This window comes from Paenibacillus hodogayensis (assembly GCF_039536325.1).
Lineage (GTDB): Bacteria > Bacillota > Bacilli > Paenibacillales > NBRC-103111 > Paenibacillus_AB > Paenibacillus_AB hodogayensis.
Window position 1 is genome coordinate 158,037 of the sequence record NZ_BAAAYO010000014.1, and the last position, 26,032, is coordinate 184,068.

Annotated in this window: 18 protein-coding genes and 1 pseudogene; 6 read left to right on the forward strand and 13 right to left on the reverse strand. The window is 54.7% G+C overall.

From position 1 onward, the window contains the following. Positions 1–169 precede the first annotated feature (169 nt). Both ABD796_RS28790 and ABD796_RS28795 read right to left on the reverse strand, forming a co-directional pair. The gene (locus tag ABD796_RS28790) at positions 170–2,365 is read right to left on the reverse strand and encodes a glycosyl hydrolase family 28-related protein (RefSeq protein ID WP_344914893.1); all 2,196 of its coding nucleotides are present in this window, start codon (positions 2,363–2,365) and stop codon (positions 170–172) included. A 69-nt stretch (positions 2,366–2,434) separates the two neighbouring features. Next, the gene (locus ABD796_RS28795) at positions 2,435–3,733 is read right to left on the reverse strand and encodes an ABC transporter substrate-binding protein (protein ID WP_344914895.1); all 1,299 of its coding nucleotides are present in this window, start codon (positions 3,731–3,733) and stop codon (positions 2,435–2,437) included. A gap of 361 nt (positions 3,734–4,094) precedes the next feature. Here ABD796_RS28795 and ABD796_RS28800 point away from each other — a divergent pair, with 361 nt between their 5' ends. The 5 genes from ABD796_RS28800 to ABD796_RS28820 all read left to right on the forward strand — a co-directional run bounded on the left by ABD796_RS28800 (position 4,095) and on the right by ABD796_RS28820 (position 9,811). Beyond that, the gene (locus ABD796_RS28800) at positions 4,095–5,153 is read left to right on the forward strand and encodes a Gfo/Idh/MocA family protein (RefSeq protein WP_344914897.1); all 1,059 of its coding nucleotides are present in this window, start codon (positions 4,095–4,097) and stop codon (positions 5,151–5,153) included. 287 nt (positions 5,154–5,440) lie between these two features. Then, entirely contained in the window at positions 5,441–6,331 is an 891-nt protein-coding gene (locus tag ABD796_RS28805) for a helix-turn-helix domain-containing protein (RefSeq protein WP_344914899.1), read from the forward strand. Between the two features lie 352 nt (positions 6,332–6,683). Beyond that, positions 6,684–7,286 carry a TetR/AcrR family transcriptional regulator gene (locus ABD796_RS28810; RefSeq protein WP_344914901.1) on the forward strand — a complete coding sequence of 201 codons (603 nt, stop codon included), beginning with the start codon at positions 6,684–6,686 and terminating at the stop codon, positions 7,284–7,286. 21 nt (positions 7,287–7,307) lie between these two features. After that, complete coding sequence (locus ABD796_RS28815; protein WP_344914903.1) at positions 7,308–8,672, forward strand: MATE family efflux transporter; 1,365 nt, start codon at positions 7,308–7,310, stop codon at positions 8,670–8,672. 194 nt (positions 8,673–8,866) lie between these two features. Further along, positions 8,867–9,811 (forward strand): alpha/beta hydrolase, encoded by a 945-nt coding sequence (locus ABD796_RS28820; RefSeq protein WP_344914905.1) that lies wholly within the window; start codon positions 8,867–8,869, stop codon positions 9,809–9,811. A 224-nt stretch (positions 9,812–10,035) separates the two neighbouring features. Here the strand turns inward: ABD796_RS28820 and ABD796_RS28825 are convergent, their stop codons facing one another. The 3 genes and pseudogenes from ABD796_RS28825 to ABD796_RS28835 all read right to left on the reverse strand — a co-directional run bounded on the left by ABD796_RS28825 (position 10,036) and on the right by ABD796_RS28835 (position 12,501). Next, positions 10,036–10,488 (reverse strand): GNAT family N-acetyltransferase, encoded by a 453-nt coding sequence (locus ABD796_RS28825; RefSeq protein ID WP_344914907.1) that lies wholly within the window; start codon positions 10,486–10,488, stop codon positions 10,036–10,038. Positions 10,489–10,540: 52 nt separating this feature from the next. Then, a pseudogene (locus tag ABD796_RS28830) lies at positions 10,541–11,431 on the reverse strand (NAD(P)-dependent oxidoreductase); the annotation flags it as partial. A 116-nt stretch (positions 11,432–11,547) separates the two neighbouring features. Then, positions 11,548–12,501 (reverse strand): hydroxyacid dehydrogenase, encoded by a 954-nt coding sequence (locus ABD796_RS28835; RefSeq protein WP_344914911.1) that lies wholly within the window; start codon positions 12,499–12,501, stop codon positions 11,548–11,550. A gap of 365 nt (positions 12,502–12,866) precedes the next feature. Between ABD796_RS28835 and ABD796_RS28840 the strand changes: the two genes are divergently transcribed. Beyond that, positions 12,867–17,789, forward strand: a complete 4,923-nt coding sequence (locus ABD796_RS28840; RefSeq protein ID WP_344914913.1) for an S-layer homology domain-containing protein — start codon at positions 12,867–12,869, stop codon at positions 17,787–17,789. A 109-nt stretch (positions 17,790–17,898) separates the two neighbouring features. Here ABD796_RS28840 and ABD796_RS28845 read toward each other — a convergent pair whose 3' ends face one another. The 8 genes from ABD796_RS28845 to ABD796_RS28880 form a co-directional block, all read right to left on the reverse strand. Continuing rightward, a complete protein-coding gene (locus ABD796_RS28845; RefSeq protein WP_344914915.1) occupies positions 17,899–18,918 on the reverse strand; it encodes an S-layer homology domain-containing protein in 1,020 nt (339 codons plus the stop codon). An 84-nt stretch (positions 18,919–19,002) separates the two neighbouring features. Further along, complete coding sequence (locus ABD796_RS28850) at positions 19,003–19,680, reverse strand: anti-sigma factor family protein (protein ID WP_344914917.1); 678 nt, start codon at positions 19,678–19,680, stop codon at positions 19,003–19,005. Continuing rightward, positions 19,677–20,168, reverse strand: a complete 492-nt coding sequence (locus ABD796_RS28855; RefSeq protein WP_344914919.1) for an RNA polymerase sigma factor — start codon at positions 20,166–20,168, stop codon at positions 19,677–19,679. The genes ABD796_RS28850 and ABD796_RS28855 overlap by 4 nt, the downstream gene beginning before the upstream one ends. Positions 20,169–20,411: 243 nt before the next feature. Then, on the reverse strand, positions 20,412–21,296 hold the full coding sequence (locus ABD796_RS28860) for a carbohydrate ABC transporter permease (protein WP_344914921.1): 885 nt from the start codon (positions 21,294–21,296) through the stop codon (positions 20,412–20,414). A 14-nt stretch (positions 21,297–21,310) separates the two neighbouring features. Further along, complete coding sequence (locus ABD796_RS28865) at positions 21,311–22,267, reverse strand: ABC transporter permease (RefSeq protein ID WP_344914923.1); 957 nt, start codon at positions 22,265–22,267, stop codon at positions 21,311–21,313. Between the two features lie 111 nt (positions 22,268–22,378). After that, the gene (locus ABD796_RS28870; protein WP_344914925.1) at positions 22,379–23,362 is read right to left on the reverse strand and encodes a Gfo/Idh/MocA family protein; all 984 of its coding nucleotides are present in this window, start codon (positions 23,360–23,362) and stop codon (positions 22,379–22,381) included. Between the two features lie 17 nt (positions 23,363–23,379). Continuing rightward, a complete protein-coding gene (locus tag ABD796_RS28875; RefSeq protein WP_344914927.1) occupies positions 23,380–24,375 on the reverse strand; it encodes a Gfo/Idh/MocA family protein in 996 nt (331 codons plus the stop codon). Positions 24,376–24,387: 12 nt separating this feature from the next. Continuing rightward, positions 24,388–25,905: an ABC transporter substrate-binding protein gene (locus tag ABD796_RS28880; RefSeq protein WP_344914929.1), complete on the reverse strand. Its 1,518-nt coding sequence runs from the start codon at positions 25,903–25,905 to the stop codon at positions 24,388–24,390. Between the last annotated feature and the right edge of the window lie 127 nt (positions 25,906–26,032).

The following is a 26,032-nucleotide window of genomic DNA, read 5'->3' on the forward strand; positions in this document are numbered from 1 at the left end:
TTTTGTCTGCGTACTACTAGTATATGTAGCGGGGATTTATTCTAACAGAACAAGTATTGTTCGCTGCAATTTGCAAAAGTGTACGGTTTCGTCAAAACGAAAGAGGAGCTTCCCTTCGGAAGCTCCCCTACTGTTCTTCTCCGTTAATTGATTATTTCGTCAGCCGCAGTCAACCTATAAGACCAAATTCGCGCAATGCGGGTGCCCTGAAACTGAGAGCCGCACCGGTCGCCGTACCGCCCGCTCTCGGCTTGACCGTCACGGCCGTACCGGTGATGTGCAGAATGGTGAACGCATCGGTCAATCCCGCAACGCTGACTACGTTACCGACTTTGAGCGAGCTTGAGTCGCTCACGGTCATGACCGAGGTGTTGAATGCGATCGAAGCGGTTACTCCGGTTAAGGTGCCTGCGGTTCCGCTTTCTATTACTTTATAACCGGCCACGCTCGTCCCGGGGGTAACCGCGCCGGTGTTCCATACCATATCTCCAGCGGTGTAGTCGCCGCTGACCGGGGGATAGACCGCGCTGAATTTGAATGCGATCGGCGGCAAATAATCGATCTTGCTGTCTACATAATCGAGCCGGTATCCTCCCTGTTTCGCAGTGATTTGATTGTTCCGGACCGTTACATCTTTGAAATAGGCGCCGGGCTCCATGCTAAATGCATAGTACCCTCGCATCGTATCCCAATCGTCTCGGATGATGTTATTCTCGATCACTACGTTCTCCAATCGCTTCGCCATTATGGCGGCTTTAACGATCGAGGTGGCCAGCACGTTTTGCCCGGAGTTGATAATGTGATTGTTGCGAATGCTGATGTTTTTGCTGATGGTTGTGGCGGCGCTGCTTTTTTGGATGCTAATACCCGCCGCCGGCGAGTTGACGATCTGATTGCCTTCCACAATAACGCCGTCTATGCCGTTCGGATAGTCTAATAAAATACCTCCTGTGCCGTATACTCTCCGAGTCGAGCTTCCCGTCGTTTCCGGCTTGAACAGAATCTGGTTATTCGTAATGCTTAATTTTTCGATCGTTCTGCCGGGAGTCTGAATTACATCGATGATGCGGATTCCCGCTGTCGTCCCATCGCTAAAGCTATAGTAGGCGAGTTGATCCATCGCAATCACGTTGCTGTCGATCAGCACATTTTTCAGAGGCATGTTCGACATATGCAAATAAATGCCGTTGTACACATCGTTAAAGGTGTTGTTCGCCACTACGAAATTGCCGAAGTCGTTATAACTGTCCCAAGCCGAGCAAAGCTGAATGCCGGCAATGTAGCGATGAATGAGATTGCCTGAGGCCACGCAAGGCGAACCGTGCAGCTCGATGGCTCCGGTCGCAAACCCGACACTGGCGTCGGTAGCCGAGAAATGGTTATCCTGTATGCGGTAGTCGCTGCATTCGCAATACACGACAGTATTGTCGTAATACACGTCACCGGTTCTTTTGGCAAACTGAAAATAATTGTTTCTGACGGTGACTTGGGAGCTTTTGCTGGAGTTGAAGTTGAGCGCATTGCGGCTGGACACCGGATCGAAGATGCAGGATTCCACCGTGATGTTTTTGAAGTTGAAAAACGTTAGGATGTGACTGCGCGTCGTATTGGCGGTCTGAATGACAGCTCCGTTGTTATTGGCAAAATTGTGATCGAATTTGAGGCTGCGGATGGTCAAGTTTTGCACCATGCCTCCGCAAAAATACGGCTCGATCGGTCCGCCCATGACCGTCCCGTAGTTGCCCGCGTTGTCCTTGACTTTAATGACGCTGGAGGCGCCTTCCCCGAGCAGCGTAAGGTTGCTCCGCAGCTGAATGTAACGGGTAATGCCCGAAGGCAGGACGATGTAGGTGCCTTTCGGAAAATAAACGGTCTGTCCAGGGGACGCCGCATTGATGCACGCCTGGATCGCATCCGTATCGTCGGCGAGGCCGTCGCCCTTCGCACCAAACCACTGCACCTTCAGCACATCGTCAACCACGCGCTTCCATCTGCGTCCGAAAGCGTCCACTACTACGGTTCCTCCGTTGTCCGCCGATGCCGTGTCAGCGGTATCCCAGACGAAGACTCCTTCGCGAAGCGAATCTTTGACAAAAAAAACAGATGTGCATGGTCCCGATGAAAGCGCTTTTAATTCTGCGATCGTCGTGATGCCGATTTGCGCAGCACAGCCTTCCGGGTCTCCCTCTCCGTTCGAATAGGTAGCATAGGTCACGGTATTCGATCCTGCCGAGGCGAGGCTCCATCCGCCCGCGGTCGCCGCGAGCCCGGCGATGCCAAGCGAGGCAAGCAGTTTTCTTCGGCTAATCTCTACTTGCATCCCCCGATTTCGCTCCGTCATTTCCTGCGTTTCCTGTTCATTCATCACAAACACCGCCTTTGTGTAAGATGTTCGCGCCCGTGCGTTCGCAGGGCGCGGATCGGTCCGGTCAAGTTACTTAGGCTGCGCCGCAATGTCTCGATTGGCGGCTTCTTCCGCTTCGCGCAGCGCGCTGTTGATATCGGTTTCGCCATTTGTCACTTTTTTCACGGCTTCGTTTAGACGGGTGATGACAAAGGAATCATACTTCGTTGGCGGGAACGGCGGCGAGAACGCGCTTTTGAATACCGCTTTGATATCTTTGCCTTGCATCGATTTCATATTTTTGCCGTAAAGCGACTTGATCGTTTCATTCTTGAGAGAAGTAAATCTTCCGTTTTCCGTGATCAGCTTCTGGATGTCGTCGCTGGTCAGCAAATCGACGACCTGGAACGCCTCTTCCTTATGCTTGCCCAGCGAAGAGACGATCAAGAAGTGGCCGGATGACGCCAAACTCACATTCGGTTTGTCCGGATAGCTTGGATACTGGGTGACGTTCCAGTTGAACTGCCCGGACGTGCCTTGCAGCTTCTCTAACGCCGCGAACCGCGCATCGTAGCTGGCCACCATCGCAAGCGTCTGATCCTTTAAGAAATGATCGAGAGTGGCCCCTTTATTCCCGGGAACATCGTTTATGGCCTTCAAGAGATCTAGTAAGCGCTTCCAACCATCCGTTGTCAGTTGAGCCTTGTTTGTGCCGGCATTGACGTAAGGAAGCGATAGCTGGGTACTGAGATCGCTTGCTCCATTCGTCATCAAACCACGGTACGAGATGTTCTCCAGCGTTCTGTCGAAGCTTTTGGATAACTGAATCGCCTCATCCCAGGTTATGCCTTCCTTCGGATAGGCGACTCCGAACTTATCGAACAAGTCCTTGTTATAGAAAGTGGCCAGGAAATTCAGCGAGAAAGGCAAGGCAAACAAATGGTCGCTGTTTCCGTATATTTTCGAGGTTTGGAGGGCAGCAGGGTCAAACTTGCCGGTATCCATTTTGAATTTTTGGATCATATCGTTCAGGTCTTGCGCCGTGCCCAATTCCCGATTTATCTTGATTTGCGGGTACGTCGTAAAGATCAAATCCGGAAAGGAGCCCGACGAGATCAGGTTCGATAACCCTTCGTTGCCCTTGTTGTTCCGCATCATCGTGATCGTAATATGCGGATATTTGGCTCGCACCGGAGCAGCGATATAATTGGCAAACTCGTCATCCGTAATCGTCGCCCCGTCCTGCAGCATAACCAGCTCGATCGGTTCTGGCGGACGCTCCTCCGATTTGACAGTGCCAGTGCCAGCGCCTGTACTACTACCGCTAGAATTGCAAGCGCTTACAATCATTGATATTCCCGCAAGTACAACCATGCTTTTTCTAAGCATTCCGATTGCTCCTCCCTAAAAAACAACGTTTTTTTAACAAGTCCCTCTGTCAAACGGTTCTGCGATGCATTGCCATTCGGCCTGCTCTTAAAGTCCCTCCCCTTCTGAATTTGCCAAATCGGACAATTTCATGTGGTTATGGTTAATCGATTGCTTGTTGTCTCAAGGACTTGCAACCAGACTATAACACCGGGTTATTTGGGGTGTCAACTCCAAAAAACGTCGGGATTAAATTTTGTTGATTTTCTGTTCTGACCATAAATTCGGATAACTGGAAAGTCGAAAATGGATGTTGTAGTTCAGAAAAACCAAGCTACAATTGACTTAAATAAACGGGTATAATGGGGGGGCGGGAAAGCACATGATCAAAGTTGCCATTATCGGTTGCGGCACGATCGCAAGCAATAAACATATCAAAGCCTATATGGCCAATCCCGAAGCGGAAATCAAGTATTTTTGCGACATCAACCGGGCTAGGGCGGAGAAAGCAGTCGCCGATTTCAAATGCGGCATAGCTGTCGAGGATTACAGCATCGTGCTCGATGACCCGGATGTGGAAGCGGTTTCAATCTGCACGCCCAATCATCTGCACGCCCCGATTTCCATCGCTTGCATGAGAGCCGGTAAGCATGTCCTGTGCGAGAAACCGGCAGCCCGAACGTACGCCGAAGCACTGGAAATGCGGAAGGTTCAGCGCGAAACCGGGAAAACGCTCAACATCGGCGTAGTGAACCGTTTCAATACCGGAGTCAATCTGATCCGCAATATGGTGCAAAACGGGGATCTGGGCGAGCTGTATCATGTCTATGCCAGCTTCCGCTCGCATCGCTCTATTCCCGGGCTCGGCGGTGCATTTACGACAAAAGCGATCGCAGGCGGAGGCGCACTCATCGATTGGGGCGTTCACTTTCTCGACATTGTCATGTACTGCTCCGGCGATCCGAAGCCGCTGACGGTCAGTGGTCAGACTTTCAGTAAGCTGGGGAAAGAGATTGGCAATTATGCGTATATCAATATGTGGGCGGGCCCTCCCAATCCGGCCGGGACGTATGACGTAGACGATTGTGTCACTGCGCTAATCCGTACCGAAGGACCGGTCATTACGATAAACGGGGCTTGGGCGCAAAACATCGGAGTCGAGGAAATGTATATCGATTTTCTCGGCGATAAGGCGGGGATCCGTCTGCAGTATGGCAAAGATTTTAAGATTTACGGCGCACGCGACGGTGCTCTTCTGGAAACAACGCCGGTCTTCAACTCCCGGGATATGTTCCAGAACGAAATCGATTCCTTCCTGCGCGGCATCCGCACCGGGGAAAAATCACCGGCTCATATCGATACCGTCATTTTGTCCAGCCAGGTGATTCAAGCGATCTATGATTCTTCCGAGCAACATGCAGAAGTCATATTGAACCGTTAGTCTGTGAAGGGGTGGAGACTCAATGAATCGTTGCAATTATGTTGCTTCACTATTCAAAACCGGTAAGCCCGCCGCCGCTTCTGCCCCAACTGAAACGATCGTCTCCAACATCGGCGAGGAGGCTCGGATTCCAATGCCCGTCTCGCTATTCGAGCCGGACCCGCCGGCATACGGTGTCCCGCATGTCTAGCGGATCCAAAGATTTGAATCGTAACGAGCAGGCGGGCTGCTTGTTTCATTTTGACAATTTATTTATCAGAAAGCCGAGGATATTCGGAAGCATCGACTTGCACCAGATCGGTGAAATCTGTTGCGAATCCGGCTATGAGATCCCTTTGCACCGGCAATATTGTCTGGAATTGAGCTACATCGTGTCCGGGCGCGGCTACTTTGACTGCGAAGGCGTTCCGCTCCTCGTGCAGGAAGGCGACCTCATTTGCAATGCAATCGGCTCCACGCATGCCATTCGTACCGAGAAAAACAGCATGCTGCGCTTCCTGTATATGGGTTTTAAAATCAATAATACGGCGGATGAGGATATGGCGAGCATTCAGGATTTTCTGCAATCGACGCCCTACTATCACGCCAAAGATACATATGGAATCATGATCCCCTTTCTCCGCAACATAGATGAATTTTACTCCCATAAACCGTATTCGCGTACGATGATCCGAAACTATCTGGAAGAAGTAATCGTGCTGTCTTATCGCTCCTTTACCGAGACGAGCGGAGCCGTGCAGCATTATGCCCCTCAGAAGTCGGAGCATTCTGTCGGACATACGGTTTACGCGGTCATCCGCTACGTGGAAAAAAATATTCTGGAATTGAAAAGCATCCAGACACTCGCCAAAGATCTGGGCTACAGCTATACGTATTTATCGCATGTATTCAAACAGAAGACGGGCATGACGCTGCAGCGATATATTAATACGAAGAAAGTAGAGAAAGCAATGGAAATGATGAAGTACGGCAATTTGTCCATCGGTCACATCGCCGAACGGTTGCAGTACGAAACCATTCAATCGTTCAGTAAAGCGTTCTCGCGCATTATGGGCTGCTCGCCCTCTCACTATATCGCCGCCAATCGCAAGGAAGCGACGCCCGAACCGTCCGCTGTTCGCGTGTCGGGTACGGCCGCACAATCCGATCTGCAAAGCAAGCCCCTGCGCTCCCTATGAACATGCATAGGCAGACGGGGGCCTTTTGCTTTCCTTGGATATAGTTACATGTTACAACTTCCCGTTGATTGCCCCGTCACCGCTCGAGCCGGAATACGTTTCGCACCGCTTCCCAATACGCCATCCCGTTCACCGTATCCGGCTCCAGGTAGATGCCTCCCACGGATTCAACAGAACCAAGCATTTTTCGCTGCAATTTTGCAAAAGTGTACGGTTTCGACTTCACAATAAGTTAACCTTACCACAGTCAGTTTATTTGTTGATATTTACTTTTAAACATGTTAATATATCACTCATGGAAACCTGACTACAGTCAGGCATATTGAAATCTCAAGGATGCGGGGAGACTATCATGAGCCGAAGAGAAGAGATCAAGAAAGCCGCGGTCGTCCATCTTCTGCAATACGGCTACGAAGGAACGAAGCTGGCCGATATTGCAGATGCGGTCGGTATCAAGAAGCAGTCGATGTACGCCCATTTCGAGAACAAGAAGGATTTGGTCGTAGAAATTCACGAAGAAGCGACCAAGCAGGAGATTGCTTTTCTGACCTCGTTTTTCGACGAGCACAAGGGAGAGCCTTTGCGGGAGCTGCTGGATCAATTCATGCTCGAGATGCGAGACCGTTACGCGGCCAATCAAAACGTGAAGCTGATGTTCCTGATGGCCTTCATGCCGCCCGAGCCGCTGCAGGAGCTGTTCCTGACCATGTACGAACTGTATTCGCATCATCTGCTTCATCTGATCGAGCTCGCTTTCCGGCACGATACCGCGATCCGAGTAAACGCCAAGGACGGCGCGCTAGCCGTTCATACGATATACGAGGGATTGACCGCGAAACTTATTTTCGGCAACCCGGACTATTTTATTCAGGCTTCCCATGCGACCTTCTCCTTGCTTTGGCAAGGGCTGCTTCACGGCAGCGACGAGAGGGAAACCGGGCGAACCGCCCGATAAGAAGCTCATTCGAGGTGCGACATGCTTAATACCGACAATAACAACAAGCTGTTATCCATGGAAACCGATTCCGTTGGAAAAGTGTTTATCCGCTATTTGATCCCTTCCTTGATCGGGATGCTGATGATGTCCGTCAACGTCGTTGTCGACGGTATTTTCGTCGGCCGCCGATTGGGGGAAATCGCGCTGGCCGGCGTCAACGTTGCCGTTCCGGTATTCTCCATCTATATGGCGATCTCGCTATGGGTCGGGATTGGCGGCGCCAATCTGTACTCCCGGCATCTGGGAGCGAGACAGGTACGGGAAGCCCGTACCGTCTTCACCCATTCGCTAACGTTGATCTTCAGCCTGACGCTGCTGCTGGCCGCCGTCGCTTTCCTGTTCCGCGGAAAGCTGGCCCTGTTCCTCGGTGCCAACGATGAGACCATGCCGTTCGTCATGGACTATATGAACGTGCTGCTTGTCGGAGGATTCGCCATTACCGTGCAAAATGCCTTCAGCGTCTTCGTGCGCAATGATGGCAATCCGAACCTGTCCATGGCTTCGCTGATGGTGACGGCCGTGTGCAATATCGTGTTGAATTACGTGCTGCTGTTCGTCTTGGACTTCGGGGTAGCCGGTTCGGCGCTGGCCTTGGTTATAGGCGCGACTATCGGCGCCTGCGTGCTTTTCCTGCACTTCCTGCGCAAAGACAGCATGCTGCGTTTCGTCGCGCCTCGCCTGTCCTGGGCGCTGGCCAAGCGGACGCTCGCCATCGGCTTTCCGAGCTTCGTCGCCGAGATCGGCCTAGCCGTCTTTACGGCCGGGTACAATATCGCCATGGTCCACTGGGCCGGTACGGTGGGCGTCTCCGCCTTCTCAGTCCTGAACTATGTGCACAGCGTGATGCTGATGATGTTTCTCGGGCTCGGCGCCGCGGTGCAGCCGCTCGTCAGCTATTACCGGGGAGCGGGACTGCAGAGCAGACAGAAAGAGACGATCCGCATCGCCGTCCGTACCGCTTTCGGCGTCGGGCTGTTCATCTTCTTGGTCGGTCTTATCGCCGCCGACGGCATCGTCTCGCTGTTCGGCTCGTTCGCGGAAGACGTTCACCGGATGGCCGTTACCGGCATTCGTCTGTTCTTCATCGGCTATTTGTTCATGGGCTCCAACTTTGTCATGATGACGTATTTCCAGGCAACCGATCAGGTCAAGATGGCCACCTGGATTACCGTCGCACGGGAAATGCTGCTGATGGTCGCCTTGCTGTTCACCCTGCCCCACATCCTCGGCACCGCAGGCATTTGGCTGGCGATCCCACTTTCGGAGCTGATCGTGATGCTTACGGTATTTGTTTATGTACGCCGACGGTCGGGAGGAACGCTCGCGGCCAGCCCGTCGCCTTGATCGTTAGGCCAAAATAGTTCAAGCAGCAGTGGTAGATTTGTAGGTAAGACTACATTAACGGTTACGACAGTAGAGGAGCTTCCTATATGGCAGCTCCTTTTTTTCTATTGGGAAAGACGCCAGGAAAGCTTAGACTTCACTCATTTTGTGTAAACAAGTATGTACACTCAATTTTGAAAGGAGACATAACCGATATGCCAAATGAAGTGAAGCTGGAGACGGAAGCGCAGAAATTCGTGGAAGCAACGGCGAATCCTCCGTACCTGTATGAACTGACACCCGAGAAAGGCCGAAAGACGGTGGATGAGGTGCAATCGACTCCTGTCGCAAAGCCGGATGTGGACATCAAGGAGCTTGCGATACCGGGGGGACCAAACGGCGAGGTGCCTGTAGTAATCCTGAAACCGAAAAACGGCCAGGAGCTGCTGCCCGTTATAATCTATATCCATGGTGCAGGCTGGGTGTTCGGAAATGCGCACACCCATGACCATTTGATTCGCGAGTTGGCTGTGGGATCTCAATCCGTAATCGTTTTCCCGAATTACAGCTTGTCCCCGGAGAACAAATACCCGACTGCGATTGAAGAGATTTATGCCGTCGTCAAATGGGTCGCCGAGAGCGGTGCGGAGATCGGAGCCGATCCTTCCAGATTGGCGGTTGGCGGCGACAGCGTCGGCGGCAACATGACCGCTGCCGTCACGTTGATGGCCAAGGAACGCGGAGGGCCGGTCATCCATAAGCAGCTGCTGTTCTATCCCGTTACGGACGCTTCATTCGATACGGACTCCTACAAGCAGTTCGCAAAGGGCTATTTCCTGAGCCGCGAAGGCATGCAGTGGTTTTGGGATCAATACACCACTGACCCCGAGGAACGGGCCCAGATTACGGCGTCGCCGCTCCGCGCCTCCATCGAACAGCTGAAGGGGCTGCCGTCAGCGCTTGTCATCACCGGCGAAGCCGATGTGTTGCGTGACGAGGGAGAATCTTATGCCAACAAACTCCGTGAAGCCGGCGTACCCGTGATGGCCGTACGCTTTCAGGGTATCATCCATGACTTCGTCATGCTGAATGCACTGGCCGAAACCGCGGCGGCAAAAGGCGCGCTATTGCTGGCGAACGCCTGGCTGAAGGAAAAATGAACGGATCGATCGAATTCACACACCATTGCTGATAGCACGGCTCAAGCCGCTTACATCCCATTAGGGAGCTCTAAGCGGCTTTTTGAATACGAAAAAGGCCCGCTTTCTCGTTTGGATTTCTCGCAACAAATACAAATCAAAGGGGCGGCCGACCGGCTGCCCCTGCTGTACTTCACCTTCATCGTACTTCAACCTTCATCGTGCTGGATGTGTTCCTCTATCGGTCACAAATCTTGCGCCAGCCGGACCATGTCCCGAAGCAAAATGCCGTTCTCGTAAATGGCCTCTTCGTAATGCCGGGTGAAAAAATCCCGGTCAATGCCGGTCATGCGAAAGCCGCACTTCTGGTACAGCGCCAGCTGGGCCACCCCCGTGCTGCCGGTACCGACCTCGATCGTCCGGTAGCCGAGAGCCTTCGCCGTCTCTACCGCATGGGTAACCAGCCGCTTCCCGTTCCCGCTTCCCTGCTCGTCCTCGGCGACGGCGACATTGACCAATTCGAGCGTCTCCGGCCGGGTGGGCAGCAACACGTACACGCCGATCGTCCGGCCGTTCCGCTCGCCGACGAAGCACTGCCCTCTGCCGATGTATTCCGCGACCAGCGCCGGAGAAGGATCGGCGAGCAGCAGCAGCTCCATCGGCGGCTGTTCGTGGGGAGCTAGCTTTCGGATATTCATCGGGATCTGTCTCCTTCGTTATGGGGCATCCGGACCGCCTCGCCGGACACGCTTAAACCGGCTTCTCCCATAGCTTAAACAGAGCTTGGGTGCCCTTCTCCGCATAGCCCTTCTCCGCCAGCTGCCGGTAAAGCGATTCGGCCAGCCGCAGTCCCGGCGTGTCCAGTCCCATCTCCTTGGCCGATTCCAAAGCAATTCCCATATCTTTAATAAAATGCTTCACATAAAAGCCGGGCTCGAAATTGCCGGCGATAATGCGCGGGCCGAGATTGCTCAACGACCAGCTCCCCGCCGCCCCGGACTCGATGCTGCGGAGCACGACAGCCGGATCGAGCCCCGCCGCTTCGGCATAAGCCAGTGCTTCGCAGACGCCAAGCATATTAGTGGCGATCGCAATCTGGTTGCACATTTTGGTATGCTGGCCAGCGCCGGCCGCTCCCTGGTGCACGATATTCGTGCCCATCAGCTCAAGAAGGGGCAAGGCGGCGGCGAAATCTTCCGCCGATCCGCCAACCATAATGGACAGTCTGCGCTCGCGCGCCCCGACGTCGCCTCCGGACACCGGCGCATCCAGCGCATGCAGCCCTTTGACGGCAGCCGCTTCATGAATGCGCTTGGCCAGCAGCGGGCTGGACGTCGTCATGTCGATCAAATACGCGCCAGCCTTCGTATGGGCGACCAGCCCCTCGTGGCCGAGATATATCTGCTCCACGTCGGCCGGATAGCCGACCATCGTAATCACCGCGTCGCAGGCGGCCGCTAGCCCGGCCGGCGTCTCATGCCAGACGGCGCCCTTGCGAACCAGCTCGTCCGCTTTGGCGGCCGTACGCGTATAAACGTGCAGCTCATAGCCGGCTTCGCGGATATGCTCCGCCATGCTCGCTCCCATGACGCCGATGCCGATAAATCCGATTGCCGCTTCACCTGGCTTGATTGCCATTGTTCGTTCATCCTCCCCAAAGCTTGCCGAATGGTATGCGTCGAGAAATGTTTTCCTAAAAAGAATGTCCGGCCGCCCGAAGGGCCGGGGGTTGCGCCAAACGGCGTACGCCTGCGCGGTTAAGCCATCGTTTCCAGCATCTCGACCTTGACCTCGTACCGCAGCGGCTCGCCCTTCAAATAACGGCCGCACTCCTCGGCCATATACCGGCCCATGCGGGCTACCTCGCGGCTAATGCTGCCCGCGATATGCGGAGTAAGCACGACGTTGTCCAACCGCAGCAGCTCGCTATCCTCCCTGACCGGTTCCGGATGCGTAACGTCCAGCAGAGCCGTACGCGTCGGCACCTCGCGCAGGGCGCGGATCAAATCTTCCTCAACGACCTGGGCGCCGCGTCCGGTATTAATAAAGGTCGCATGCGGCAGCATCCGGTCAAAATGCTCCTTATGCAGGATGCCGACCGTAGCGGGCAAGTTCGCAAGATGATTGGATATCGTGTCGCAGCGGGCGAACAGCTCGACCAGTTCGGCCTTGACGACGCCCATCTCGCTTGCGCGCTCCTCCGACAGGAACGGATCGAATACATCGATCGTCAGCTCGTAGGCCCGCAGCCGCTCGATGACGTTGCGCCCGATCATGCCCGCGCCAAGAATCCCGACGCGTGCCCCGAAGTTGCCGGGATACCGTTCCGACGTTTCCCGCGCTGTCCCAAAGCTTTGCTTGTAGTGACGCGATGCCTGGTAAAAGCCTTTGTTCGCCAACACGATCTGGGCGACGGTATATTCCGCCACCGGTATCGCATTCGCCGCCCAGGCGCTGACGACCCGGATGCTGCGGGCCAGAAAAGGTCTGGCGAACGCTTGGACGGTACCGGCCGCGTAGAAGACAATGCGCAGGCTCGGAAAATAGCTTTCCAGCTCCTCTTCGGTAAAGAGCGGCATGCCCCACGTCGAGAAGGCGACTTCCACATCCCGAAGCGCGTCCCGGTGCGCCTCCGCGTTGTCCCGGTCGATCACGAGCGGCACCCATTCGAGATTGGCCTTGCTCCAGTCATGGAAGGCTTGGTCAAACACATTCCCGATATGCCCCCGGTCGGGAGGTCCTAAGAAAACCGCTTTTTTATTCGTCATATCCTCTACCTCGATTTATTCATTATTGGAAGCGTATCAACAGGACCAGTATACCAAACCTGACGCCGCGGGAGAAGACGCCGGGGGAGACTTCGCATGCGATTGCGCTCGTTCTTGGGGTTCGCGCCGGCCAGTTGGCCACTCCTTCATTCCCTCGATTCATTGCCGATTTGACCCGGCGGACCTTCCAGCTCCTCGGCGAATAGTCATCATAATGCCAAAAATAGTCATCATTTTTCTTGTTTGTTGAAACCGCTCCCAACTATAATTGAGAACGTATTCAAAACGACTGCATAGGAAGGTGAATTATGAGAACGACATGGTCCAGATTGAACGCGCTCCTTATCGTATGTCTGCTCGTAACGCTGCTTCCGTCCTTCGGAACGGCGGCGCTGGCAGCTGATAGCGGAAGCGGATCGGTGACCGGCGACGTGTATGCCGTATCCCCCGACGGCAGCAAGAGGCTAAAGCTGAACTATGTGAACATGGACGTGGATCATCCGCAGCGAAGCGATTATGTAGCTCTTTTTACAAGCGGAACGGTCATCACGAATGTGGCCAATGACAGCAATGCGGTATATGTCAAGCAGAACAATACCGCGATTCAGGTCGATGCCCAGGGCGTCGTGCTGAAATTGGTAGGTCCGAAAAACGTTGTCTACGGGACGCCCGGAAGCTGGGACGTCGCTCAAAACGTTGCGATTCCGCCCGGAGGCTATGTGCTCCTCGCCTCGGACAATAGCTGGGCCAACAAAAACTTTCGCAAGGCTCTGTACAATCTGTTCCCGGTCGGCGATACGATAGCCCTCGAGCGCGGAGGCGCACGGGTCACCGCAGCCGATTTCCTGGGGATGCCCGGGCTTAAAGTGACCGGGTCCGGGGCTACGGTATCCTCGGCTACCTACACGATTCAGGGCAAAGTATTGAACTATGAGCCCGACAATGGCTTGGCCGTAAAAGTAGGCGACGCGGATGCGGCCGTTCAGGCAAGCGGCTCGTTCAGCCAGACGGTCACGCTGACTGAAGGGACCAATACGATCACGGTCAAGCTTCTGAAAAACGGAAGCTTCGTGCAAGAAATCCCTTTTGAGCTCACGTATGTGAAATCTAACGGCGCCCTGATCGAGATCGAGGCGCCGCCGGATGACATTACGATCATCGTGGAAGGCCCGAAGAAGACAATCAACTATGTCGATAAGGACGTAACCGGCATCTCGAACATTATTGCCTTGTTTACGAACGAATACGGCACGAAAATATCCATTCCGGCCACCAACGTCGCTATTCAAGTCGACGCCAACAACAAGGTGACCAAGATGATCAACCCGGCCAACGGCAACAGCGCCCCGTCGTGGATCGGCGGAGACCTGGACATCCCGCAGGGCGGCTATGTCGTGATGGCCCAAGACAGCAGCTATAATACCTACGATATCAAGAAGTATTTGGCAACCAAATTCAAGGTCGGCGACGTCGTCAAGCTGCGCAAAAACGGCAACGTCGTTTCCGTATCCGACCTGATGAGCGGCGTGGGCGCTACCCCGCGCATGCAGCTCGACGGCATCGCGACGTATACGACGGCAGCCGCCTCTACGACGATTGCCGGCAAAGTTACGAATCCGCTCGGCGCTTCCGTAGCCATCGGCGGACAGGCGGCCGTCCTGCAAGCGGACGGCACCTTCCGTCACGAAACGGCGCTTGCCGCCGGCCCGAACTATATCGACGTCGTGCTGTCCAAGAACGGCCAAGAGCTGGACCGCAAATCGGTCGTCGTCTACAGCCGTCCGTCCTTGACGTCGGACAAGCAAGTCATTTTGTGGGTGGACCAGGCGTCCAATGCGAAGAAATTGCAGTCCAGCGCAAGCGTCCTGAATTTCCTCAAGCATGCCAAGGACGCGGGCGTAACGGATGTCGCTTTTGACGTCAAAGGCGTGGAAGGCTTCGTGTCGTACAAGAAAAACGATCTGTCGCACCGCCCTTATGTCAGCGAGATGACGGCCAACGACCGCAAAGGCTCGAATCCCGATATCGACCTGCTCGAGCTGTTCCTGACGCACGGGCACGCGCTCGGGCTGAAAATCCACGCGGCGTTCAACGTATTCGCCGAAGGGTCCATCGCCCTGAGGGATTATGCCGTGATCGATCAGCATCTGGACTGGGAGGAACGGGTATTCCGTCCGGAGGACAACGGCGAAATCAAGCGGCTGAGAGAAAGCGAATACGGCAAGAAAGGACTGTCCGACGCATCCGGCGGCGCAGTCGTGCTGTTCGTCAATCCGTCGAACGACGAAGTGCGCGACTACCAGCTGAAGACGTTCGAGGAGGTCATGAAAAACTATGACGTCGACGGCATCATTCTTGACCGTGGCCGTTACGACAACGAAACCGCCGACTTCAGCGACTTGACGAAAGCCAAGTTCGAGACGTTCCTGCAGCAGCGGGGCAAGACGCTAACCAACTGGCCGAACGACATTTTCAGCTATACGAACGGCAAGCGTGTGAACGGTCCGCTTCTCCAGGACTGGTGGGAGTTCCGGTCCGGAACGATCGAAAGCTTCGTGAAGCAGACGCGCGACCTGGTTGACCGCTACACGGCGTCGAAAGGGAAAAAGATTCAGACGTCGGCCTATGTAGGCGCCTGGTTCGAGTCATATTACTTGAACGGCGTTCACTGGGGAAGCAAAAACTTCCGCTACGACAGCCGCTTGAAATTCCCGACCGATTCCATCTATACCGACGCTTACTACCAAACCGGCTATATCGACCATATGGACTTCCTGATGGTCGGCACCTATTACAGCACGACGCCGGAAATTCAACGCTACATCACGATCGATTCGATCGTCACCAACGGCGAAGTGCCGCTGTACGCGGGCATGGCGCTGGCCGACCTGCAGTCCCCGGCCTTACAGCGGGAAATTTTCCAGACGGCGCTTGGCAGCTCGAACGGACTGATGCTGTTCGACGCTTCTCTCGCCAACTGGCCGATTATTAAAGCTTCCATCCAAGATGAAGCCTATGTAAAGGATTACCAGATCGGCATGAGCAAGCCCGGTGACTCGTCCTCCTTTATCGAGGGCAACTACTACAATGTCAGTCGAAACCTCGGAGATTTGACCGTGTACAACGACGAGTTCGGCACGTCCACCGGAGGCAACCGTTTCGGCGTCGAAGTCGTGGCGGACGCGAACGGCAAAGTCATCCAAATGGCTAACAAATCGCAGGCGATCAACTGGAACTGGACTACGCCTCAGGATAACAACAGCGCCATTCCTCCGGGCGGCATGGTCATCTCCGCGCTCGACGAGAACGGCGTGCGCACCAAGCGCCAGCTCGTTGCCAATGCGTACAATATCGGCGACGACGTCAGAGCGGCGGCCTTAACGGGGCCTCTCAGCTATGACGGCAAGACGGTGTCGACAACGGATTTCGGCGGAAACGTCAAGGTGCTCGGCGCCGGCTCGTCCGTCAACGTTCTGCTGAACGGCAGCGCGGCAGCTTTCGACGCAAATAGCGGCGATTTCACCGGCAGCGTGAGCCTTCAGGAAGGCGGCAATACCGTTACGTTTGCCGTGTACGTCGACGGCATGAAGACGAACGAGAAGTCGATTCAAGTCACATACGTTCCAGATGCGGAGAAGCCGACATGGAGCAGCGGCGCCAAGTTGAACGCGACGAACGTGGATCAGACCCGGCTTCAGCTGTCCTGGTCCGGCGCCACTGACAACAAAGGAGTCACCGCCTATAAGATTTACGAAGGGACCCGCGAGATCGCTACGGTTACCGGCAGCGTCTACGAGGTCACCGGTCTGCTTTCCAGCACAACGTACAGCTTCAAGGTCGAAGCCGGGGATGCGGCCGGTAACTGGAGCACGAACGGACCTTCCGCGACCGTGACGACCCGCAGCTATTCGTCCGGCAATTCGGGCAATCCGGGAGGACCGACGGGAAGCGGCGGTTCTACTCAGCAGCCGGCTCCCGCAGCGACCGGTAACGGCGTAACGATCGCGGCCACCGCGGTGCAAACGACCGACGAGCACGGCAAAGCGGCAACGAAAGCCACGCTTGACGCCGCAACGGTAGCCCAAGCCGTCGCTTTGCTGCAAAAACAGGAAGGCGAAGCAAAACAGATCATCGTCGAATTGTCGGCCGCTCAACCGGTCGCCATGCTGACCCTCCCGGCCAAAGCGTTGGCGGATGCGGCTGCAGCGGTCAAAGGCGCCGTGCTGGTCGTCAAATCGGGCGGGACGAGCTACTCCCTTCCCGCCGATCTGCTCGATCTCGGCGCGCTCGCCGGCCAATTGGGCGCGGTTGCCGGAGACGTGCAGCTGACGATTACGCTGGAGAAAGTAACCGGAGCGGACGCGGAAGCGATCGCGAATGGTGCAAAAGCGCAAGGCGGAAGCCTCATTGGCGACGCCTACGATTTCCGCCTGACCGTTCAAGCAGGCGACAAGAAGCTCTCGCTGGACAGCTTCGGAAACCGCTACGTGGAGCGCTCGATCACATTGTCCGGCACTGTGCCGGCTCACGCTACCGCAGCGGTGATCGATCCGCAAACCGGCGAGATGACGTTCGTTCCCGCCCAATTCGTACAAGCCGGCGGCTCCACCGTCGTCACGATCAAGCGGACCGGCAACAGCATCTATGCAGTTGCAGCTTTCAGCAAATCGTTCGGGGACACGCAGTCGCATTGGGCAAAAGCCGATATCGAGCTGCTGGCCTCCAAGCTGCTGGTGAAAGGCGTAACGGACAGCGAATTCGCTCCGGACAAGTCAATCACCCGCGCTGAATTCGCTGCTCTGCTCGTACGCGCTCTCGGTCTTGCCGCGCAAAGCGGTTCGCCGTTCAGCGATGTACGCGCCAACGACTGGTATGCGGGCGCTGTCGCCACCGCCTCCAAAGCCGGGTTGATCGAAGGCTACGAGGACGGCACATTCCGTCCGAATCAAGTGATCAGCCGCGAGGAGCTTGCGGTTCTCGCCGTGCGCGCTTCCGACTTTGCCGCAGCGAAGCCGACGGCAGCGGGCAAAGCATCCGCCCTGCAGCCGTTCGCCGATGCCGGCACGATCAGCACTTGGGCGCGCGACGCCGCTGCAAGCGCCGTAAGCGAAGGCATCATGAACGGCGTCTCCGACTCGGCCTTCGCGCCGAAGGAGCAATCGAGTCGCGCGCAGGCCGCCGTCATGCTGAAACGTCTGGCGATCAAGCTCGGCTTGATGAACAACAACTGAATGTTTGCTTGAGAACGTATGAACGGGAGCGCGGCTGCTTATGCTGCGCTCCCGTTTTGTTTGCTCCCCTGTTCTCTTCCTTTCTCCCCCCCTATCCGGCGGTCCCGCTTCAGTCCGGCTTGTAGTCCACGTAAAACCAGGTGATCAACGCGGTACCCGACCTGTGTACGACATGGGATTCGGATATGACGGACACCCGGTAAAGACCTGGGGACGGCATAACCAGCTCGGCCCGGAACGTACCCTCCTTCATCGGTGTTTCCACCGTCTTCACCGGCACAAACCCTTCTCCGGTTCGCACTTCGTCGATTTCCACGGTCAGCGCACTCCCGAAAGCTTCGTAGACGACGCCCGTCACCGTATAGGAAGGGCCGCCGATTCGCACATAGCCGGAACGCGGCTCATCGAATCCGATTTTCGAATAACGGAACAGCGGATCGTCGGGCGGATTCTGCACTTGCAATGGCATGCTTTCTGCCGGGCTTCGGTGCGCCGTGGCGGGATCGTAAGCCGTTTCCAGCCGCGGGCTCGGATACAGGTTCGTCATCGATTCACTCAATCGACGGACGAAAGTGACTGCCTCCGCTCGCGTCAGCGTTTCGTCGGGCATGTATCCTTCCTCCGTAGCCGCCGTTTTCCCTTCGGAAAATCCGGCATCCAGCATATATCGGACCGCATCCGACCGGCTGTAATGCCTGCCGTTTGCCGCCGCGACCAATTGGGCTACGTACCCTCTCGACGCATACGGCTCCCCCTGCTCGTTAACCGCCGTGTCCTGCTCGTTCTGCTCGACGAAGCGCCAGCGCATGGCCGATTCATACGAATGGTACGGGGCGCTCCAATGCACGTCTGTCCCTGCCTTGTCGTCAAAATCGGTCGGCTTGAATGTCCGGAGCAGCATCGCCGTAAACTCGATCTGCCCGACCTGCTGATCGGGACGGAACGATTCGTCCGAATAACCGTCTACAATACCTTGATCGTGGGCCCAGCTCACGGACGGGTAAGCCCAGTGATCTGCCGGCACGTCCCGAAATCCGCTTCCTTCCGCATTCGCCGACCAAGCGAACATCGCGATGGAGCATAATGCCGCCCCCAGCGCCGTACCCTGCCGCAAACGCCGCATTCTCATCAGTCTTCATCCCCCATCTTTTTAAAATATAGGAAATTTCTTCTCTCTATATAGACGCGGTGCAGCCGTAAAGGTTGTACGCAGCTAGTCGCGCAGCAGTGCCTCTACCTTCTCGCTGGCCGCCGGCAGGCTCATCCCTTTCTTCCAGACCAGAACGGCGTTTTTCCGCGTCCCGAAATAGAGCGCCGTAATGTCCTTGCCCCCCATCGGCTCCTGCTCGTTAAACCAATAATACTTGTTGAACAGGCCGGTACCCGTAATCGGCTTCGACTTGATTACCGGCCGGTAAGGGGTCAAATACAGATTGCCGTTCGCGTCGTCATCGAATCGTACCTCATTAAGGGCATAGCCATCCGTCAGCTTCACATGATACACGATCCGTCCGTCGGCCAGTCGGCTCACGTCGGTAATCTGCACCTGATCGCCCGATACGGTCGTCACATTCCAATGGACCAGCCCGAAATATCCCCCTACGATAACCGCACCGAGAAGACCGGCTATGGCCGCGCCTTTCCAGTAAGCCTTCTTCACCGAACGGCTCCAGACCGCCGACAGCCCTTGCAGCATGCGGCTTTCGCCGCGGTTCTGCTCAACCGCCGGCAGCGGGACGTTCAGTTCGTCCCGGATCTGCTTCAATTGTTCGCGGCAATCGGCACACTCGGCCAGATGGTCTTCGACGATGGACCGGCTGCTCTCGCTGCACACCTGGTCCGCATACAGGGGCAGCAGATCCCCGATCAGATCGCATGGCGTTTTGCTCATAAAGCGGATTCCTCCTTCAGCATGTGCTGAATATGTTGTTTGGCGCGATAGAAGGTGACGCGGGCCCAGCCCTCCGTCTTCTCCATCAGCTGGCCGATCTGAGCGAATGACAGCTCCCCGAACACCCTCAGCATAAACACTTCCTTGTACGGCTCTTCCAATCGGCGCAACGCCCGATGAATGCGCATCGTTTCCTCCTTGTTCAAGACCGCTTCCTCGACAGGATCGCCGCTTGTGCTCTCCTGGAGCGCTCCCGGCTCCGGCGCGAACCGCTTTTGCTTGTCCATATAGGTAAAATAGCTGTTTTTGGCAATCTGGCACAGCCAGACGCTCATTTTGCACTGCCCCTTGAACGTATCGATGCTTCTCAACGCTTTAAAAAACGTATCCTGCGTAATTTCCTCCGCGACCGTCTCGTTGCGGCTCAATGCGTATACGAACGAATACACATCCCGAAAATGCCGGCGGTAAATCGGCTCGAAATCCATCCCCTGCTCCCTTCCACCCATCCATATGACTACGATCCGTCCGTTTCGTTACAAACAGTATACAAGTTTTTATGCACCCCCACCCAGACGGTCAACGCGTTTATTTATTTCTTGAAGGCCTTATTCAAAAAATAAAAGTCGTCCTATCCGAGAACCCCGGAGAAGACGACTTATGGCATTACCAATCAAGAACGCAAATCGCTGAAAGATGAGGATAACCCTATGAATAACAGCGACCACCGTTCATCCTTTTACTGCCCCAATAACGAGTCCTTTCACAAAGAAACGCTGAAAGAACGGGTAAGCGATCAGAAGCGGAATGACCCCAATTACGGCGATCGCCATTCTTACCGTTTCACTTGGCATCGGCTTGGATTGCAGGCTGCCAGCATTCAAATTGCTGGATGCCAGAAACTGAATATCCATCAAAATTCGGTTGAGCAAGTTTTGCAGGCTGAACAGCTTGCTGTCCGTCACATACACCATGCCGTTGAACCAGTCATTCCAATAAAGAACGAGCTCGAACAACCCGACTGTCGCGAGGATCGGCAAGGACAGCGGAAATACGATCGAGCAGAAGGTGCGGAATTCTCCCGCCCCGTCTATGTTCGCCGACTCGATAACCGGCGCCGGAATGGACGTCGAATAAAACGAGCGCATCATCATCACGTTAAAGCCGTTCGTCAACAAACCGGGTACGATTAACGCCCAGATCGTATTTTTCATATCCAGCACTTGCGTGTAAATCAGATAAGTCGGAACGAGTCCGCCGTTAAACAGAAGGGTAAAAAAGATCAAAAAGGCGACCAAATTGCGATAGGGCATATCCGGTTTGGAGATGGGATAGGCGAGCATCGCCGTAATGAGCACACCGACGGTGGTACCCACGACGGTAATGAAGATCGTAATGCCATAAGCCCGTACAATTTCTTCCCATCTGCTTCCCAAATACGCATAGGCATCAAGACTGAGCGATTTCGGAAAAAAGGAGTATCCTTCACGCACGATCGACTGTTCGTTCGTAAACGAGGAGACGATCAGCAGCACGAACGGGAAGAGGCACGCTAGCGAAATCAAAAGCAGGATGACGTGAGAGCTCCATTGCCAAAGACGATTTTCTTGATTCATGCTCGGCTCCCTCCTTAAAACAACGAATTTTCCCTATTGATTTTTCGCACGATATAATTGGAAACCAGAACCAAAACGAGACCGACCAGCGACTGATACATCCCCGCGGCCGACGACATGCCGATATCTCCGAGCTGCATCAATCCGCGATACACATAGGTATCGATTACATTCGTCGTATCGTACAAGGCTCCCGCATTCATCGGCACCTGATAGAACAAGCCGAAATCGGAATAGAAAATGCGTCCGATCGCAAGCAGTGTCATCGTAATGATGGTCGGTACGATGAGAGGAAGCGTAATGGCGCGGATCTGCTGAAATTTCGATGCCCCGTCGATCGTAGCGGCTTCGTAGTACTCGGGGTCGATCCCGATCATGGAAGCGAGGTAGATAACGCATAGGAAACCGACGCCCTTCCATATATTGACGATCGTCAATATGAATGGCCAATATTTCGCTTCGCTGTACCAGGAGATCCCCTCCATACCGAACAAAGGCAGTATCGTTTTGTTTACGAACCCCGTTTCCGTGCTGAGCATGGAAAAAACCAAATAGCTGATGATGATCGTCGAGATGAGATAAGGGATGAGCACGACGCTTTGGTAGAAACGCATGAAGAGCTTGTTTTTGATTTCATTCAGGAGAATAGCGACCGCTATGGCGGCCACCGTGTTGATAATAATAAAGGTGCCGTTGTACAAAAGTGTATTGCGGGTGATGATGTAGGCGTCCGTCGTTTTAAACAAATATTCGAAGTTTTTGAGCCCTACCCATTTGCCGCTAAACATGCCTTCTGAAAAGTTAACGTCCTTAAACGCAACCATTAAACCGAACATCGGCAGGTAATTATTAATCAAAAAATAAAGCAATCCGGGCACCATCATTAAAGCCAGCAAGCCGTAACGTTTCGCTTTTCTTCTGCTTCGGGTTCGGGTTATCGTTGCGGGTACGGTTACAGCGGCTTGTTCCATTTTGTGCTCCCCTTTCCGCGCTTTGTTCGCATTTAGAAAAGCTGTGATCCGCCGCACATACCGCTAACCGGCGTGGATCACAGCTTGGGCTTTTTCCTATCGGCGCTCCTGTTATCGGAGCACAACCGTCTTCTTCTGGTCGGCAGCCTGGTACGCGGCCAGCGCGACTTCTGTCGCTCGCAAACCGTCGAGACCCGTTACCGAAGGGGCTCTCCCATTGCGGATGCTATCGATGAAATCGTGCATAAGGCCCGTATCCATGTTGTCGCCCCAAGGGTCCCACTTCACACCCGCGGCTTCGCTGTACACGTTGACTTTTTGGCCGAACGCATCCACGTACAGAATGCCGTCCGTGCCGATGATCTCCATGGTCACGTCGCCCCAGATCGGATACATTTTCTTGCGCGACCAGCTGCAGTCGATGGTAGCGAAAACACCGTTATCGAACTCCAGAGTCACGATGCCGCAATCGTCAATCGGATCGTCGGAGAAACGACTGTCATACTCCGCATAGACGTCCCGAACCTCGGTCCCCATCATCCATCTCATCAGGTCGACCAGATGTACGGTGTGGTCCATGACCGCCCCTCCTCCCGACAAAGCGGGATTCGTAAACCAGCCTTCCGGGATAAACCCGTGGTTGGTTCCTTTAATGGCGAGGATGGTGCCGATTTGGCCGGCATCGATCGCTTTTTTGGCTTCCGCAACCGGCGTGCTGTATCGAACCGGAAAGGCCGTGCCCAGGTATACGCCGTTCTCCTTGCATACGTCGATCATCTCCTGCGCGTCCTTCAGGTTGGTCGCGAGCGGTTTTTCGCACAACACATGTTTGCCGGCACGCGCCGCGGCAAGAACATGCTCGTGATGCTTCGCATTCTCGGATGTGACGATGACGGCATCGACATCCTGCTCCAGCAGTTCCTGATAACTCGACAGGAACGGAATATGGAGCGGCTTGAGGAATTCGGTCCACTGTTCCTGCCTGGCTTGATCCTCTTCGGCGATGCCGACAATTGTCACGTCCTTCATGCCAAGCATGACCTGGATATAGGAAAGCGCATGCATATGCGCCAAGCTGATAATACCGATTTTCACGGATCGTCCCTCCCTGTTTATAATGTGACCGGCTGGCCCGTTTCCATCGACCGGATCGCTGCAAGCACGATTTCTACCGCTTTGTAACCGTCCTCCGCCGTGACCCTCGGGATGGAGCCGTCTTCGAGGCATTCGAGGAAATGCTGCAATTCACGGGCGTAAGGATTTTGCGCGACCGGACTTTCCGGTACGTGGACGCCGTTCGCCGTTTCTTCCGCCTGTCTGCGGGTCAAGGCAAGCGGCTTATCCCTGCCGCTGTCGAAATCGATGATACCGCCCGAACCGGCGAACTCGTATTTCGTCGTAAAGCCTTCATGCGCCCAAGATCCTTCCACATGCGCAATCACGCCGTTCTGGAAACGAAGCGTAACAAGCCCATAGTCCATCGTTCGGCCTGTCTGATTGGCTCGTCCATGCAAGCTTTTGGCATAGACGCGTTCCACATCGCCGAAGCACCAGCGCAGAAAGTCGATATCGTGAATGGACAAGTCCATGACGACGCCTCCGCTCTTCGCCGTATCCGCGTACCAGTCATTGAAGCCGCTCGGCATACGTCCGGCGCGGGTCATGCGAACGACGCCCACTTGACCGATCGTCCCGCTGTCCAGAAGGGATTTGGCCTTCTCGTATTCCGGGAAAAATCGCAACACATGTCCGACAAACAACCGAACCTCCTGGGCTTTGCAAAAGTCGATCATCTCCAGAGCATCCGGCAAGTTTCCGGCAAGCGGCTTCTCGCAAATGACATGCTTGCGATGCTCGGCTGCCTTCAGCACGAATTCCTTATGCAGAAACGTAGGCACGCATACGTCGACGATATCGACCTGATCCAGTGACTGAAGAGCTTCTTCCAGCGTGGCAAACGCCCGGGCGCCGGTAAATTGCGCCAGCCGTTCCGCCCTGTCCAGCTGCGAATCGACGATTCCAACGAGCTTGGCCTGAGGCAGGCCGATATAACAGGATGCATGGGCGCCGCCCATCGTGCCTGCGCCAATCAATACGATGTGTTGCAAGGTTCATTCCTCCTATTGGTTGTTTTTGGCCCATGCGTCCAGCTGCTTCTGCTTCTCGGCAATGATCTTGTCCAGACCGGACGCTTTCAGCTTGTCCATCATTTTCGGGAGCGTTTCCTTCGGATCGAGCGTTCCGGTTTCGAGGCCTCCCTTATACTGATTAAGGACGTTCGTCACGGAAGCCGATTCCGTTTTCACCGGGTCGACATTGAAGATAAAGCCCAGCGCCTTCGATTTTTTCGCCTTTTGGTTAAAATCTTTCAGCTTGCTCCAAATATCCGGCTCATTCCCTTTAAACACATAGGTGATCAATTGATTGCCGAAAAAGATACTCGAATTCGTATAGCCGCTCGTAGCTGCGGTCGTTCCTTGCGGAAAATCGATCATCGTATCCGACGTCTTGACATAATGCGTGCCTTCAATCCCATAATCCAAAATATTGAGCAGCTTGCTGTCCGAGTAGAGCAGATTGAGGAATTGCAGTGCTTTCTCCGGGTTTTTGGAATTGTGGGCAATGCCCTGCATCAGAATCGTAATGTTGCTCGTTTGGGTGACCGGCGGGGCGAATTGGACGGCTACAAGCTGTTGACCGGTTGCCGTCATTTCCTGGGCTTCGATACCCGGCTTGATTCTGCAGAAATACGCAAACGCTTTCCCCGCACTCATCAGCGTCTGGGCGGTATCCTTCATCGTCGCCGCTTCCTTCGGGATATACCCCTTCAAATACCATTGCCTGACCAGATTTAGCCGGTCCAAATATTGAGGGTCTTCAAACAGGTTGGCAACCTTAAACTGATTATCCAAGCCGGGAAGCACGCCGATCGAATCGTCCAGTGTATCGAAATCGCTTGTATTCATGAGGTCCGTAAAGGTCAGGTTGATACTCCCGCCGCTCAGCGGAACAAGCGGGCTCAAACCGGGCTCGTTGTCTTTGATCGTCTTGAACACTTGCTCCAGATCGTTGTAAGTCTTGATGCCATTGACATCGATCTTGTATTTGTCGATCAGGTCTTTTCTCATCAGAATGCCGGGGCCGGCTGCAAAATCCCGAATGGTGGGCAGCGCATAGAGCTTGCCGTTGATTTTCGTTGCGTTCAGGTATGCCGGATCTATGGCGTTCAAGATGTCCTTGCCGCTTTTGGCAAGCAGGTCGTCCAGTGCAACCAGCTGTCCTTTGGCGACGCGTGTGGCATATTCGTTGCCCAGAACCGTCATGATGTCCAGCTTCTCGTTCGAGGAAAGCATCAGGTTCGTTTGCTGCTGCCATGCCCCGAAATTGATCGGCAGCAGCTTCACCGTCGCCCCGATCTTGTCTTTGACCAGCTTGTTCACCTCGTCCTGAACAAGGGCGATGTCCTTCTGCCCCGTACCGGGATAAGCCATCGTAATTTCATAAAGCTTACCGTTCGCTGCGGAGTCGGACGGTGCCGGGCTTGTGCTTTCGGATTGCCCGCTCGAGCATGCGGACAACATCGCGCCGGACATCAGCGTAGCGGCCATCACCCAATGAACCCGCTTTCTTTTTCTCATCTGTTCGATCAACCTCCCCGATTGGATAGTCTAATCTTACTGAATGTTGCCCTGCCGTCTCTACCTAATGCAAGACTTCTTCCTGAGTGAAATCCGACACGTTATTGTTCCCGGCAGCCAGAAAAAA

Coding starts and splice junctions, on each gene's coding strand:
- ABD796_RS28790 (WP_344914893.1), bottom strand. CDS start 2,365: ATGAATGAACAGGAAACGCAGGAAATGACGGAGCGAAATCGGGGGATG.
- ABD796_RS28795 (WP_344914895.1), bottom strand. CDS start 3,733: ATGCTTAGAAAAAGCATGGTTGTACTTGCGGGAATATCAATGATTGTA.
- ABD796_RS28800 (WP_344914897.1), top strand. CDS start 4,095: ATGATCAAAGTTGCCATTATCGGTTGCGGCACGATCGCAAGCAATAAA.
- ABD796_RS28810 (WP_344914901.1), top strand. CDS start 6,684: ATGAGCCGAAGAGAAGAGATCAAGAAAGCCGCGGTCGTCCATCTTCTG.
- ABD796_RS28815 (WP_344914903.1), top strand. CDS start 7,308: ATGCTTAATACCGACAATAACAACAAGCTGTTATCCATGGAAACCGAT.
- ABD796_RS28820 (WP_344914905.1), top strand. CDS start 8,867: ATGCCAAATGAAGTGAAGCTGGAGACGGAAGCGCAGAAATTCGTGGAA.
- ABD796_RS28825 (WP_344914907.1), bottom strand. CDS start 10,488: ATGAATATCCGAAAGCTAGCTCCCCACGAACAGCCGCCGATGGAGCTG.
- ABD796_RS28840 (WP_344914913.1), top strand. CDS start 12,867: ATGAGAACGACATGGTCCAGATTGAACGCGCTCCTTATCGTATGTCTG.
- ABD796_RS28845 (WP_344914915.1), bottom strand. CDS start 18,918: ATGAGAATGCGGCGTTTGCGGCAGGGTACGGCGCTGGGGGCGGCATTA.
- ABD796_RS28850 (WP_344914917.1), bottom strand. CDS start 19,680: ATGAGCAAAACGCCATGCGATCTGATCGGGGATCTGCTGCCCCTGTAT.
- ABD796_RS28855 (WP_344914919.1), bottom strand. CDS start 20,168: ATGGATTTCGAGCCGATTTACCGCCGGCATTTTCGGGATGTGTATTCG.
- ABD796_RS28860 (WP_344914921.1), bottom strand. CDS start 21,296: ATGAATCAAGAAAATCGTCTTTGGCAATGGAGCTCTCACGTCATCCTG.
- ABD796_RS28865 (WP_344914923.1), bottom strand. CDS start 22,267: ATGGAACAAGCCGCTGTAACCGTACCCGCAACGATAACCCGAACCCGA.
- ABD796_RS28880 (WP_344914929.1), bottom strand. CDS start 25,905: ATGAGAAAAAGAAAGCGGGTTCATTGGGTGATGGCCGCTACGCTGATG.